The following is a 12,933-nucleotide window of genomic DNA, read 5'->3' as shown; positions in this document are numbered from 1 at the left end:
GCGGCAGAATGCCCCCATGCTTGAGTCGACCGAACACGCCCTGCTCCGCCGGATCGCCCACGAGCAGGCGGCCTGCCGCGCCCCCTCGCTCGTCGCCGCCGTCGTGCGGGACGGCGAGATCGTCTGGTCCGGGAGCCGCGGGCGCGTCGGCGACCGGCCGCCCGGCACCGACACCCAGTACCGGCTGGGCTCGATCACCAAGACGCTCGTCGCCACCGCCGTCATGCGGCTGCGCGACGAAGGCCTCCTGGACCTCAACGACCCGCTCGAAAAGCACGTCCCGGACACGCCCTTCGGCGCCGCCACCGTCGCCCAGCTGCTGTCGCACACCTCCGGCCTGACCTCCGAGTCGCCCGGCCTCTGGTGGGAGCGCACCCCCGGCGCCGACTGGGACGTGCTCGCCGGGAGCCTCGCCGAGGGCGCGACCAAGCACCGGCCGGGCGCGAAGTTCCACTACTCGAACGTCGGCTACGGCGTGCTCGGCGAGCTCGTTTCGCGCCACCGCGGCAAGGGCTGGCTCTCCGTGCTCGACGAGGAGGTCCTCGGCCCGCTCGGGATGACCCGCACCACCCCGCACCCGGTCGGCGAGCACGCGCAGGGCTTCGCCGTGCACCCCTTCGCCGACGTCCTCCTGCCGGAGCCGAGCCCCGACGCCGGGGCGATGGCCCCCGCCGGGCAGCTGTGGTCCACCGCCACCGACCTCGCCCGCTGGACGGCGTTCCTCGGCGGCCACGACGGCGGTGTGCTCGCGCCGGCGACCCTCGAGCAGATGCGGACCATGGTCACCGTCGACGACACCGACGTCTGGACGACCGGGTTCGGCCTCGGCCTGATGCTCGTGCGCTACCAGGGCCGGCGCCTCGCCGGTCACACCGGCTCGATGCCCGGCTTCCTCGCCGCCACTCTGGTCGACCCGGTCGCGCAGACCGGCGCGCTCGTGCTTACCAACTCGACGGCCGGCGTCGGCATCACCCAGCTCTGCCTGGACCTGATCACGATGACCGACGAGCGGGAGCCGCGCCTGCCCGCCGAGTGGCAGCCGTCGGCCGTCGACCCCGCGCTGCTCGCCCTCACCGGCCTCTGGCACTGGGGCCCGACGCCGTACCACCTGCGCATCCAGGGTGACGGGCTGCTCCTGCTGGCCCCGGCCGAGGGGGCCGGGCGCAGCTCGCGGTTCCGCGCCACCGGCCGCGACACCTACGTCGGCCTCGACGGCTACTACGCGGGCGAGACGCTCGAAGTGGGCCGCGGCTCCGACGGCGTCGCCACGCACCTCGACCTCGCGACGTTCATCTTCACCCGCACGCCGTACGACCCGGCGGCGCCGGTGCCGGGCGGCGTCGACGGCTGGCGCTGACTGCCGGGCCCCGCTCACACCCCCAGAGCGGTGGTGAGCGGGGCCCTCAGGTCAGTGCGGCGGTGCCGGCCGTGTGCCCGACGGCGGCGGCGAACCGGTGGGCGAGGCGCTTGCCCTCGCCCCAGTCGAACAGGCCGAACTTCAGCTTCGTCAGGACGGTGAGCGTCGCCCCTCCCGCGGACGGCGCGACCGTCGCGGTGATCTCCTGTCCCCAGCTGAGCATGGTCATCCCGGTGCGGCAGGACACGTAACCACGCTGCGGGTCGTAGAACGGGCCCTGCCCGCGGATCGCCGCGACCCCGGCGGGGAGCGCGTTCCACAGCGCCTGTGGTGGCACCGGGAAGGTCTGCTGCACAGTCGTCATGGCGGGAAAGCTACCGGTGCCCCGGCGGGGCGGGAACCGTGTTTTTACCCCCACGGCGATGGTGTCCGATGAGCCCGACGGCGTAGCTGTCTCCGCCCGGAAGACCGGCCACGAGGCCGGCCCGCCCCGGCCAAAGCCGGCGCCGGCCCGCGAGCCGGCCGCCCACCCTGCCGCGGCGGCGGGACCAGCCGTCGTTCCACATACCGGACACCCGAGAACCACCTTCACCAGCCGCATCCCGACCTGAGAGACTGGCCACATGACCGACGCTGAGTTGACCATCCCCGCAGACCTCAAGCCGGCCGACGGCCGCTTCGGCTGCGGACCGTCGAAGGTCCGCGCCGAGCAGCTGAGCGCCCTGGCGGAGTCCGGCTCCACCTACCTCGGCACGTCGCACCGGCAGAAGCCGGTCAAGTCCCTCGTCGGGCGCGTCCGGGCGGGCCTGTCCGAGCTGTTCTCCCTGCCCGAGGGCTACGAGGTGATCCTGGGCAACGGGGGCACCACGGCGTTCTGGGACGCGGCCGCGTTCGGCCTGGTCCGCGAGCGCTCGCAGCACTTCACCTACGGCGAGTTCTCGTCGAAGTTCGCCAGTGTCACCAAGGGCGCGCCGTTCCTGGCCGACCCGATCGTCGTCAAGGCCGACGCGGGCAGCGCTCCCGACATCGCCTACGAAGCCGGCGCGGACCTGGTCGGCTGGGCGCACAACGAGACGTCGACCGGTGTCGCCGTCCCGGTCCGCCGCCCCAAGAACCTCACAGCCAGCGACGAAGCGCTGGTGGCGATCGACGCCACCTCCGGCGCCGGCGGGCTCCCGGTCAAGGCCGAGGACTTCGACGTCTACTACTTCGCGCCGCAGAAGTCGTTCGCCGCGGACGGCGGCCTCTGGATCGCGCTGGCCTCGCCCGCCGCGGTCGAGCGGATCGGCGAGATCGGCGGCGGCGACCGCTGGATCCCGGAGTTCCTGTCGCTGACCACCGCGCTGGACAACTCCCGCAAGGACCAGACGTACAACACCCCGGCCGTGGCCACGCTCTTCCTGCTCGCCGAGCAGATCGAGTGGATGAACGGCCAGGGCGGCCTCGAGTGGACGACCGCGCGCACGAAGGACTCGTCGTCGCGGCTGTACGAGTGGGCCGAGAAGACGAGCTACACCACGCCGTTCGTGAAGGACCCGGAGCTGCGCTCGCAGGTCGTCGGCACGGTGGACTTCGCCGACGAGGTCGACGCCGCCGCGGTCGCGAAGGTGCTGCGCGCCAACGGGATCGTCGACACCGAGCCGTACCGCAAGCTGGGCCGCAACCAGCTGCGCGTCGGCCTGTTCCCGGCCATCGACCCGGACGACATCACGAAGCTCACCCAGAGCATCGAGTACGTCGTCGAGCGCCTGGGCAGCTGAGCTAGACGTCCGTGAAGGCCTCCTTACCGGCTCCCTCGGCCGGTAAGGAGGCCTTCACGGCTTTCAGGCGACGGGCGCCGAAGGCGGCCAGGACCAGCAGCGCCAGGCCGAACAGCTCGTAGGACTCCGTGGCCAGCCACCAGCCGGCCGAGGGCGCCGGGCGCGGCGCGAACCACATCGGGCCCCAGATGAACAGCGCCAGCCCGGCCACGACGACCGCGCCCGACCACCACGCCACGACGCGGTCGGAGTGCCACGAACGACAGGCGTAGTACCCGGCCAGGACGAGGATCGGCACGCACCAGGTCCAGTGGTGGGTCCACGAGATCGGCGACACCAGCAGCCCGCCGAGCGCGCACGCGGTCAGCGCGAGCACCGGCTCGCCCGCCCGCACGATCACCACCGCGACCACGGCCATCACGGCGAGCGCGGCCAGCAGCCACAGGACGTTCCCGGCGGTCTCCGGCAGCCCGAGCCGGGTGACCAGGCCCTTGAGCGACTGGTTGCCGACGTAGTCGACACCGCCGATGCGGCCCGCGTCGAAGACGAGCTTCGTCCAGTAGGTGAACGACGCCGACGGCCGGACCAGCCACAGCAGCGCCCCGGCCGCGACGAACCCGGCGACCACCCGCGCGGCCGACTTGAAGTCGCGGCGGACCAGGAAGTAGACGACGAAGACGGCCGGCGTCAGCTTGATCGCCGCGGCCACGCCGATGAGCAGGCCCTTCGTCCGCCGGCGGTCGCCGGGGAGCAGGACGTCGAGCACGACCATGACCATGAGCAGCGCGTTGATCTGGCCGAAGCCGAGCGTCGAGCGCACGGGCTCGAGCAGGGCCCCGGCGAGCTGCGCGCCGATGGCGACGAGCGCGGCCGCCGCCCGGCCGGTGACCTTCGACGGGTCGGTGAGCGAGCCGTTGAGCGTCGCGACGTAGAGGTAGGCGACGACGCCGGTCGCGACGATCGAGGCGATGCTGACCAGCTTCATGGTCACGGCGAAGGGCAGCAGCGTGCCGGGCAGGAACACGGCCGCGGCGAACGGCGTGTAGGTGAACGGCAGCAGGATCTGGTGGGTGGTCGGCACCCAGGCGTCATACGGCGAGCCCTGCCCGGCCAGCGCCTTGGCCCCGCCGAGGTAGACCTCGAGGTCCAGGCCGTCGAACCGCTTGAGCACGAGGACGAGCACGACGGCGGCGACCTCGAGCGCGGCGAGCGCCCACGCCAGTTTCCGTCCCGCCCACTGTCCCCCGAAAAGCCGCTGTGACTTCCGGGGCTCCGCCCCGGGCCGGGGGCTCCGCCACCCGGAGCCCCCGAAAAACCGCTGTGACTTCCGGGGCTCCGCCCCGGGCCGGGGGCTCCGCCACCCGGAGCCCCCGAAAAACCGTCGCGCCAGCGTCACGCGTCCCCCTCAGCCCGGTCTCCGACCGGCCGAGATTACCGGGCGCTCGGCGGCGGCCGTGCACCGGCAACCGCACTGACCTGGTGTTCGCGGGGGGTCAGCAGCAGCTGTGCATCGCCAAGCCGGTCGCCGACCTGGCGTTGACCGTGGTGTCCGCCGCCGCCTCGACGCCGGCGAGCATCCGGTCCAGTGCCGCGCGGCCGAAGACCCGCCCGGCCGCGATCACCGTGTCGATCCGGCGGACCGCGCGGATGTCGGCCACCGGGTTCGCGTCGAGGAGCACCAGGTCGGCCACCTTGCCCGGCGTGATCGTGCCCGCCGTCGCGGCGCGGCCGAGGAACGCCGCCGCGTCGCGGGTCACGACCTGCAACGCGCGGTGGGGCGACAATCCCGCCTCGACGAGGTGGTCCAGTTCGTCGTGCAGGCTGAAGCCGGGGAAGACGTACGGGTTCAAGCAGTCGGTGCCGCCGAGGAGGACGACGCCCGCCCGGTGCGCCGCGCCCGCCAGCTCCACCTGCGCGTGGAAGTAGGCGTCCTGCTGCGCGATCTCCACCGGCGTGACCGGCGTGCGGGTCCGCAGCTGCTCGGCCCAAACGTCCCGCACCGCGCGGGGCACGTACTTGAGCCGTGGGTCGTGCGCGAACGTGTCCGCGGGCGAGCACATCACCCGGTTCACGACCATCGTCGGGGTCAGCCGGGTTCCGTTGTGGATCAGCCGGCCGAAGAACTCCCGGGTCCGCCACGGGCTGTAGGCCTCCGTCGCCTGCCGGTCCAGCTCGCGGGCGAGGGTGAAGAACTCGCGCGGGTGCGCCGGGTCGAACGGCGTCGCGGCGAGCGTGGCGAGGAATTCGTCCCGGCGCGCCGACGTGTAGACGGGGACGCCGAAGAGGTGCTCGAAGCTGCGCTGGCCCGCGTCGCTCGCCACCGGCTGCGAAACCCGGTACGGCCAGTGCCCGGCGAACGGCAGCCCGGCGCGGCGGCACTCGTCGGCGATCGCGGCGAAGGCCTCCTCGCCCAGGTACGAGTACACCTTGACGAAGTCCGCGCCCTCGGCCTCGGCGGTCCGGACGGCCGCGCGGGCCTCCTCCGCCGTCGCCACCTGCGTGACGGGGGGCGCGAGCAGGGACACCGGGCCGTCGATGATCGAGCTGCCCATGACGACCCGGGGGCCGGCCAGCTCGCCACGGACGATCTTGTCGCGCACCGCGCGGTTCTCGGCGTAGCCCCACATCTCCCGGATGCCGGTGACGCCGTTGGCCAGGTACAGCGGCGGGAAGATGGTCTCGTAGTCGAGGCCGTGCGTGTGCAGGTCCCAGAGCCCGGGCACGAGGTACCGGCCCCGGCCGTCGACGACCCGGACGCCGCCGCTCAGGGGCGGCAGGTCCGCGGCGGGGCCGGTCCACGCAATCCGGTCCCCGACCAGCACGACCGCCGAGTGCGGGGCGGGCGCGGCGTCGGTGCCGTCGACGACGGTGGCCCCGAGCACGACGACGACGTCCGACCCGGCCGCGGCGGCCTCCTGGGCGAACACGGCCGGCGCGACCCCCGCCGCGGCGAGCCCCGCCCCGGCGACCGCCAGCCATCGGAGGAAGTCACGCCGGTTCGCCTCGACCCGCTCCACGGCGGCCCCCTATCGCTCGGGATGCCGCTCATTCAACCCGTCCGGGGGAGGCCGCGAATCTTCCAACGTGCGCTCTTCCCGCTCCGCACGCTCGGAGTTAGCACTTTCCCGCCCCAGCGATCCGGAGTGCACGCTCCGCAACACTTTCCCCACGAAAGTGATGCGGAGCTGTGCCCTCCGGTGCACTTTCATGGGGAAAGTGACGGGTCAGGCCAGCGCCTGTGTCGGTGCCAGCCGGGCCGCTCGCACCGCCGGGTAGGCCCCCGCGATCGCCCCCACCAGGGCCGCCACGCCGACTCCGCCCGCCAGCGTCGCCCACGGCAGCACCGCCGGCCAGCCCTGGCTCAGCGCGTAGCCCGCCGTCACCAGCACCCCGGCCAGCACCCCCGCGAGCCCGCCGAGCCCCGACAACAGCACCGACTCGGCGAGGAACTGCCCGCGGATCTGCCTCTTCGTCGCCCCGAGCGCGCGGCGCAGGCCGATCTCGCGCCGGCGTTCGAGCACCGAGATGACCATCGTGTTGGCCACCCCGACCCCGCCGACCAGCAACGCCACCCCGCCGAGCCCCAGGAACAACGCGCTGTACGTCGTGTCCGTCAGCTTCTGGGCGGCCAGCGCTTCCGAGGGGCGGCGCACCTCGACCTCGTTCGGCGCCTCGGGGTTCAGCGTCGCGCCCAGCACCGAGCGCACACTGTCCACTTGGGATTCCTCCGCGCGGACGTACACAGTGGACGGATGGCCGTCGAACCCGAGCAGCCGCTTCGCGACGTCCCAGCCGACCAGCACCGACCGCTCGATCTCCGGCGCCAGCGGCATCGGGGCGAGGATCCCGACCACGGTGAACCACTGGGTCCCGATCAGCACCTGAGTCGGCCGGGCCGGGTCGACGTGGTCGATGCCGAGGCGGGCCGCGGCCTGCGCGCCGAGCACTGTCACCGGGTAGTCCTGGTTGCCCGCGGCGAGGAACGCGCCGGTGCGGACCTTCCCGCCGAGCACGCCCAGCAAATCCGGCTTGGCGGCGAACACGGCGAGCCCGGACGTGTCGTCCGCCGCGATCTTGTCGCTGCGCCGGACGCTCGCCGACGTGTTCCCGGTGCCGCTCGCCGCCTGCACCGGCCCGATCCGCTTCGCCATCGGCACCGCGGCGTCCGGCAACACGGCGTCGTTCCCGAACAGCGTCTGCCCCGGCCCGGCGGTGAGCAGGTTCGTGCCGAGCGCGGCGAGCCGGTCGTGCAGGGCCTGCGCGCCGGACGCCGGGATCGCCAGCACCGCCACCATCGCCGCGACGCCGATCGCGATACCCAGCGCGGAAAGCACCGCGCGCACCGGCCGCGTCCGCATGCCGTGGGCACCGAGCGCGACGACGTCCGGCGGCTTGAGCCGGGCCGGTTCCGGCAGTGTCACCAGCGTCATCGCGCACCCACCAGGCCGGTGTCGAGCCGCAGCCGGCCGTCGAGCAGCTCGATCCGGCGCGGCATCCCCGCCGCGATCTCCCGGTCGTGCGTGATCACGACGATCGTGGTGCCGCCGGTGGACAGCTCCCCGAGCAGCGCGAGCACGGACGCGCCGGTGCCGGTGTCGAGGTTGCCGGTCGGCTCGTCGGCCAGCAGGATCGACGGCTCGTTGACGACCGCCCGCGCGATCGCGACGCGCTGGCGTTCCCCACCGGACAGCTCACCGGGCCGGTGCCACGCCCGGTGCCCCAGCTTGACGCGGTCGAGCGCCGCCAGCGCCCGTTCGCGCCGCCGTCGCCGCGGCACCCCGGCGTAAAGCAGCCCGGTGCACACGTTGTCCACCGCACTCATCCCTTCGTCGAGGAAGAACTGCTGGAACACGAAGCCGATCCAGCGCGACCGCAGCGCGGACACCTTGCGGTCCGGGAGCGCAGCGACGTCGTGGCCGTGCAGCTCGATGCGGCCCGACGACGGCCGGTCGAGCGTCCCCATCAGGTGCAGCAGGGTCGACTTGCCGGACCCCGACGGCCCGACGATCGCGACCATTTCGCCGTCCTCCAACGCGAGCGAGACGCCGTCGAGCGCGGCGACCCCGCCGGGGTAGGTGCGCGTGACCTCGTGGACGCGCAGCACGGGCGTCACGACGTCGTCACCACCCGCATGCCCGCGGTCAGGCCGGTGCCGGTGACCTCCACTTTGCCCCCGCTGAACAGTCCTGTTCGGACAGCCACGAGCCGCCGCTGGCCGTTTTCGTCGACCTCGACGGCGTAGCCGCCTTCGGCGAGCGCGAGCAGCGCGCCGACCGGGACCGCGAGCACCCCGGAGTGGACGTCCTTGGTGAACCGGACGGTCGCCGGCGCCGAGTCGAGCGAGCCGGCGACGGCGGGGTCGTCGAGCCGGACGCTCACGGTGATCTTGGGCTTGCCGTCGTCCTGGCCCGCCCCGTCCTTGCCCTCGACCGCGGACCTCCCGACGTCGGTGATCGTGCCCGCCGTCGTCTTCCCGTTGATCGTCACGGACGCCTTCGCGCCCTGCTGCGCGAGATCCTGCTTCGCCGCGTCGAGCTTCACCTGCACCGAGCGGACGGTCCCGGTCGTCTTGAGCACCTCGCCCTGCGCCGGCGAACCGGGCTTGGCCGACAGCGCCGACACGCGGACCTCGCCCGCCGCGAGCACGACGTCGCCCTGGCCGAACGCGCCGGTCTGCTCCAGCCCCAGCGACTTCTGCCACTTCTTCACCGCGGCCGCCGTCGCGGAGGTGAACTTCTTGTCCGGCGTGCCGAAGCCGCCGAACCCGCACGCCTTGAGGTTCTCCTCCAGCTGCTTGACGTCGGCGCCGTCGTCCGCGCCGGTGGCGAGGTCGCGGTAGAACGGCAGCGTGCCGTAGAAGAGCGGCACCGGCTTCGCGTCCACGCCGTACACCGGCTTGCACCGGGTGATCGTGGCGCCGGCGTCGGGCAGCGACGTGATCGTGCCGGGCTTGCGGCCGGCGACGGTCGATTCGTCGCCGTAACCGAGGGTGCCGTCGGCCTCTTCCTCCTCGCTGAGGTCGGTCTTGACGACCTCGGCGGTTTCGACCGACGGCGGCGCGGCCTCCTTGACGGGCGTCGCACTCGACACGCGCGTCAGGATCACGACCGAGCCGGTGCCCAGCACCACGACGAGGACGGCGACGACGACGAACCAGCGCGTCCGGGTGCGGCGGCGGGGCTTGAGGTGGGTCACTTCGGTCATTTGCCGGCCTCGGAGTGCATCGACATGCCGAGACCGCACGCCTTCGCGGCGGCTTCGAACTTCTTCGGGTCGTCGCCCGGGCCACCGATCCGCGTCGCGCCCTTGCCGCTCGGGTCGGGATCCGGCATGTCGATGCCGTGCTCGCGCATGCACTTGGCGTCCTTGCGCATCTTGTCGAGCTCCTCGGCGCTCGGCGGCTTCATCTCGCCGCCGTTGGGCATGAGGTGCCTGCACTCCTTCTGCGCGGTCTCGATCTTCGAGGCGTCGGCGCCGTCGCCGCCCAGGGTGATGGCCATGCCGCCGCTGCCGTCACCGGCCGGTTTGGGGTCGGGCATGTCGACGCCGTGCTCGCGCATGCACTTGGCGAAGTCGCGCATCTTGTCTTCGTCGCTCTTGCCGCTGGTGTCGGCCGCCGCGGGGCCGCCCGACTTCGGCGGGGTCGAGATCGACGCGACCTTGCCGCCGTCGTCGCTCTTCGCGCCGCAGCCCCCGAGCAGCAGGGCCGCCCCGAGCGCCGCGACGATGATCCGTGTCCGCATGGCTCGCTCCTTTCGTGTCCGGATGGGTGCCAGGTCTACGGATCGGGGCATTCGGGCGCGCTAAGCGACGTCGCTTATGCGGTCCTTATGGCCTCCCTGCGCAGACTGGGCGGGTGCGCGTGCTGGTGGTGGAGGACGAACGGCTGCTGGCCGACTCCGTGGCGGAGGGGCTGCGGCGGTTTTCGATGGCCGTCGATGTCTGTTACGACGGCGAGCAGGCCCTGGAACGCGTCGGCGTGCACGGCTACGACGTCGTGGTCCTCGACCGCGACCTGCCGAAGGTGCACGGCGACGACGTCTGCGCCGCGGTGGTGCGGGCGGGCGGCGAGGCGCGGGTGCTGATGCTGACCGCGGCCGCCGACGTCACCGACCGCGTCGCCGGCCTGGGCCTCGGCGCCGACGACTACCTGACGAAGCCGTTCGCGTTCGCCGAGCTGGTCGCCCGGGTGCAGGCGCTGTCGCGGCGCGCGCGGCCCGCGTTGCCGCCGGTGCTGGAGCGCGACGGCGTCGTGCTCGACCTCCCGCGTCACCAGGCCGCCCGCGACGGCCGGTTCCTGCTGCTCTCGCCGAAGGAGTTCGCCGTGCTCGAGGTGCTCATGCGGGCGGAGGGCGCGGTGGTCAGCGCCGAGGACCTGCTGGACAAGGCGTGGGACGAGCACGCGGACCCGTTCACGAACGCGGTGCGCGTCGCGGTGATGACGCTGCGCCGGAAGCTCGGCGACCCGCCGGTGATCGGGACCGTGCCCGGTGCCGGCTACCGGTTCGGCACCCCGTGAACGGCATTTCGGTCCGGACGAAGCTGACGGCCTGGTACGGCGCGCTCTTCCTGCTCGCCGGGCTGGTGCTCGTGGTGATCAACTACCTGCTGGTGCAGAGCACGCTGCCGGACCCGGCCCGGGTCGCCTTGACGACGATCGGTTCGGCCGACGCCACCTACGGGACCCCGGCCGGCACCGCCATGCCGGCCGAGGGCGGCACGGTGCGGCTGCTCAGCGGCTCGCTGGAGGACTACCGCTCCTCGACGCTGTCCACGCTGGTCGTCGGCTCGGCGATCGCGCTGGTCGCGACGGCGGCGCTGGCCGTGCTGTTCGGCTGGCTGATGGCGGGCCGCGCGCTGCGGCCCCTGCACGACATCACGTCGGCGGCGCGCCGGCTCGAAGCGGGCAAGCTCGACCGGCGGATCAACCTGGAGGGACCGCCCGACGAGCTGAAGGAGCTGGCGGACACGTTCGACGGCATGCTCGACCGGCTCGCGGAGTCGTTCGACAGCCAGAAGCGGTTCGTCGCGAACGCGTCCCACGAGCTGCGGACGCCCCTGGCGGTGCAGCGGACGCTGGTCGAAGTGGCGATGGCCGACCCCGAAGTGGCCCCGGAGCTGCGGAAGCTCGGCACGCACCTGCTGCACACGAACGAGCGCAGCGAACGGATGATCGAGGGCCTGCTGATCCTGGCCCGCAGCGATCGCGGACTCACCGCGCGTGCCCCGGTCCGCCTCGACGAAGTGGTCGCGGCGGTGGTCCGGGCGACGGCCGCTTCGGCGTCCGCGGCGGGGGTGAAGGTGGAGACCCGGCTGCGGCCGCGCGTCGTGGCGGGTGACCCGGTGCTGCTCGAACGGCTGGTGACGAACCTGCTGATGAACGCGATCACGTACAACGCCGCCGGCGGCTGGGTGTACGCCGAGGTCCGCGGCGACCCGGCGCTGGAGGTGCGCAACTCGGGGCCGGTGGTGCCGCCGGAAGCCGTGCCGACGCTGTTCGAGCCGTTCCGCCGGGCCGGTTCGGAGCGGACCGGCGACACGCGCAACGCCGGGCTGGGGTTGTCGATCGTGCGGTCGGTCGCCCAGGCCCACGGCGGCTACGCGGAAGCCCAGCCCGGCCGGCGCGGCGGGCTGACGGTGACCGTCCGCCTGCCGCCCTCGTGATCCACTCGATCGTGACTTACCGTGTCCGGCGTGTCACCCGGCGGCCGCCGACCTGGGTGATCCATGATGCGAGCGTCGCAAAGTGAACAGTGGGCAGTTCTGCGCGGACTCGGCGCGCCTCGCACGTCAAGCCGACGCGCCGTTCTAACGTGGGCACCCACAACGGTGGAGCATCGGGGAAGGCGAACAATGCGCACGCTTCGGGTAGTCGGGTTGCACGAGGACGGTAAGTCCATCGTGTGCGAAGACTCGGCGAGCGGTACGCGCTTCCTCCTCCCGGCCGATGAAAGACTGCGCGCTGCGGCGCGGGGTGACCTCACCCGCCTCGGCCAGATCGAAATCGAGTTGGAGAGCCAGATGCGGCCACGCGAGATCCAGGCGCGAATCCGCGCCGGCGAGTCAGTCCAGCAGGTGGCGAGCGGCGCCGGTATTTCGGAGCAGCGCGTCGAGCGCTACGCCTACCCCGTGCTGCTCGAGCGGTCCCGGACCGCCGAGCTCGCCCAGAGCGCCCACCCCGTCCGTGAGGACGGGCCCGACGTGCAGACGCTCGGCGAGGTCGTCGCGTACAGCTTCGGCGTCCGCGGGCACGACTATTCGCAGGCCACCTGGGACTCCTGGAAGGGCGACGACGGCCGCTGGGTCGTCGTGCTGCGGTGGAAGGCCGGCCGGTCGGACAACCGCGCGCACTGGGCGTTCTCGCCCGGGGCGCACGGCGGCACGGTCGTGGCGCTCGACGAGAACGCCGAGGTCCTGCTCGACCCGAACGCCTACCGCGCGCCCCGCACGGTCCGCGCCCTCGACCCGGCCCGCGACGCGGAGTTCCAGCCGACGCTGGACTCGGTGCCCCCGGAGCACGCCGAGCTGCCGGCCGCCGAGCCGGACCCGGACGACGACACCCGCGAGATCCCCCGCGTCCCGGCGGACCCGGAGGACGACACCGGCGCCGAGCAGCGGCCGAAGGTGAAGAAGAACCACCCGATCGTGCCGTCCTGGGAGGACGTGCTGCTCGGGGTCCGCTCCCAGCGCGGCTAGCCATCCAGCCCACCCAACGCCCCAATGTGGCGTTGGGTGCGTCAGACGCACCCAATGTGGCGTTCGGTGCGTTCCACACACCAAACACCCAACCTGGGGGCTAGGTGAACCGCGCGGCCC

At 72.9% G+C, this 12,933-nt stretch carries 12 protein-coding genes; 5 read left to right on the top strand and 7 right to left on the bottom strand.

Going from position 1 to position 12,933, the window contains the following annotated elements:
- The first annotated feature begins 16 nt into the window (after positions 1-16).
- Complete coding sequence (locus ACZ4TR_RS05855) at positions 17-1,357, top strand: serine hydrolase domain-containing protein (protein WP_465285930.1); 1,341 nt, start codon at positions 17-19, stop codon at positions 1,355-1,357.
- Positions 1,358-1,403: 46 nt separating this feature from the next.
- Here the strand turns inward: ACZ4TR_RS05855 and ACZ4TR_RS05850 are convergent, their stop codons facing one another.
- On the bottom strand, positions 1,404-1,721 hold the full coding sequence (locus ACZ4TR_RS05850; protein ID WP_465285928.1) for a hypothetical protein: 318 nt from the start codon (positions 1,719-1,721) through the stop codon (positions 1,404-1,406).
- A gap of 259 nt (positions 1,722-1,980) precedes the next feature.
- Here ACZ4TR_RS05850 and serC point away from each other — a divergent pair, with 259 nt between their 5' ends.
- Entirely contained in the window at positions 1,981-3,117 is a 1,137-nt protein-coding gene (gene serC, locus ACZ4TR_RS05845) for a phosphoserine transaminase (RefSeq protein WP_465285927.1), read from the top strand.
- 1 nt (position 3,118) lies between these two features.
- Here the strand turns inward: serC and ACZ4TR_RS05840 are convergent, their stop codons facing one another.
- From ACZ4TR_RS05840 to ACZ4TR_RS05815, 6 genes are all read right to left on the bottom strand, one after another.
- Positions 3,119-4,300, bottom strand: a complete 1,182-nt coding sequence (locus ACZ4TR_RS05840) for a glycosyltransferase 87 family protein (protein WP_465285926.1) — start codon at positions 4,298-4,300, stop codon at positions 3,119-3,121.
- A 310-nt stretch (positions 4,301-4,610) separates the two neighbouring features.
- Positions 4,611-6,134 (bottom strand): amidohydrolase family protein, encoded by a 1,524-nt coding sequence (locus ACZ4TR_RS05835; protein ID WP_465285925.1) that lies wholly within the window; start codon positions 6,132-6,134, stop codon positions 4,611-4,613.
- Positions 6,135-6,341: 207 nt separating this feature from the next.
- Complete coding sequence (locus ACZ4TR_RS05830) at positions 6,342-7,547, bottom strand: ABC transporter permease (protein ID WP_364516807.1); 1,206 nt, start codon at positions 7,545-7,547, stop codon at positions 6,342-6,344.
- Entirely contained in the window at positions 7,544-8,230 is a 687-nt protein-coding gene (locus ACZ4TR_RS05825) for an ABC transporter ATP-binding protein (RefSeq protein WP_364516809.1), read from the bottom strand. Before ACZ4TR_RS05825 ends, ACZ4TR_RS05830 begins: the two co-directional genes overlap by 4 nt.
- Positions 8,227-9,321, bottom strand: a complete 1,095-nt coding sequence (locus tag ACZ4TR_RS05820) for a peptidoglycan-binding protein (RefSeq protein ID WP_465285924.1) — start codon at positions 9,319-9,321, stop codon at positions 8,227-8,229. Before ACZ4TR_RS05820 ends, ACZ4TR_RS05825 begins: the two co-directional genes overlap by 4 nt.
- Complete coding sequence (locus tag ACZ4TR_RS05815) at positions 9,318-9,860, bottom strand: hypothetical protein (RefSeq protein ID WP_465285922.1); 543 nt, start codon at positions 9,858-9,860, stop codon at positions 9,318-9,320. Before ACZ4TR_RS05815 ends, ACZ4TR_RS05820 begins: the two co-directional genes overlap by 4 nt.
- 113 nt (positions 9,861-9,973) lie before the next feature.
- Between ACZ4TR_RS05815 and ACZ4TR_RS05810 the strand changes: the two genes are divergently transcribed.
- The 3 genes from ACZ4TR_RS05810 (at position 9,974) to sepH (ending at position 12,813) form a co-directional block, all read left to right on the top strand.
- Positions 9,974-10,636, top strand: a complete 663-nt coding sequence (locus ACZ4TR_RS05810; protein ID WP_364516815.1) for a response regulator transcription factor — start codon at positions 9,974-9,976, stop codon at positions 10,634-10,636.
- On the top strand, positions 10,633-11,781 hold the full coding sequence (locus tag ACZ4TR_RS05805; protein ID WP_465285921.1) for an ATP-binding protein: 1,149 nt from the start codon (positions 10,633-10,635) through the stop codon (positions 11,779-11,781). Before ACZ4TR_RS05810 ends, ACZ4TR_RS05805 begins: the two co-directional genes overlap by 4 nt.
- A 189-nt stretch (positions 11,782-11,970) precedes the next feature.
- On the top strand, positions 11,971-12,813 hold the full coding sequence (gene sepH / locus ACZ4TR_RS05800) for a septation protein SepH (protein WP_465285920.1): 843 nt from the start codon (positions 11,971-11,973) through the stop codon (positions 12,811-12,813).
- Positions 12,814-12,933: the final 120 nt, after the last annotated feature.

The sequence above is a fragment of the Amycolatopsis sp. NPDC028719 genome (genome assembly GCF_055565395.1).
The sequence above is the reverse complement of the archived record's forward strand: the minus strand, read 5'-3'. Positions and strand labels throughout refer to the sequence as shown.

What these genes read in the sequence shown, in the direction of transcription:
- ACZ4TR_RS05820 (WP_465285924.1), bottom strand. Translation starts at nt 9,321, where the DNA reads ATGACCGAAGTGACCCACCTCAAGCCCCGCCGCCGCACCCGGACGCGC.
- sepH (WP_465285920.1), top strand. Translation starts at nt 11,971, where the DNA reads ATGCGCACGCTTCGGGTAGTCGGGTTGCACGAGGACGGTAAGTCCATC.
- ACZ4TR_RS05855 (WP_465285930.1), top strand. Translation starts at nt 17, where the DNA reads ATGCTTGAGTCGACCGAACACGCCCTGCTCCGCCGGATCGCCCACGAG.
- serC (WP_465285927.1), top strand. Translation starts at nt 1,981, where the DNA reads ATGACCGACGCTGAGTTGACCATCCCCGCAGACCTCAAGCCGGCCGAC.
- ACZ4TR_RS05850 (WP_465285928.1), bottom strand. Translation starts at nt 1,721, where the DNA reads ATGACGACTGTGCAGCAGACCTTCCCGGTGCCACCACAGGCGCTGTGG.
- ACZ4TR_RS05815 (WP_465285922.1), bottom strand. Translation starts at nt 9,860, where the DNA reads ATGCGGACACGGATCATCGTCGCGGCGCTCGGGGCGGCCCTGCTGCTC.
- ACZ4TR_RS05830 (WP_364516807.1), bottom strand. Translation starts at nt 7,547, where the DNA reads ATGACGCTGGTGACACTGCCGGAACCGGCCCGGCTCAAGCCGCCGGAC.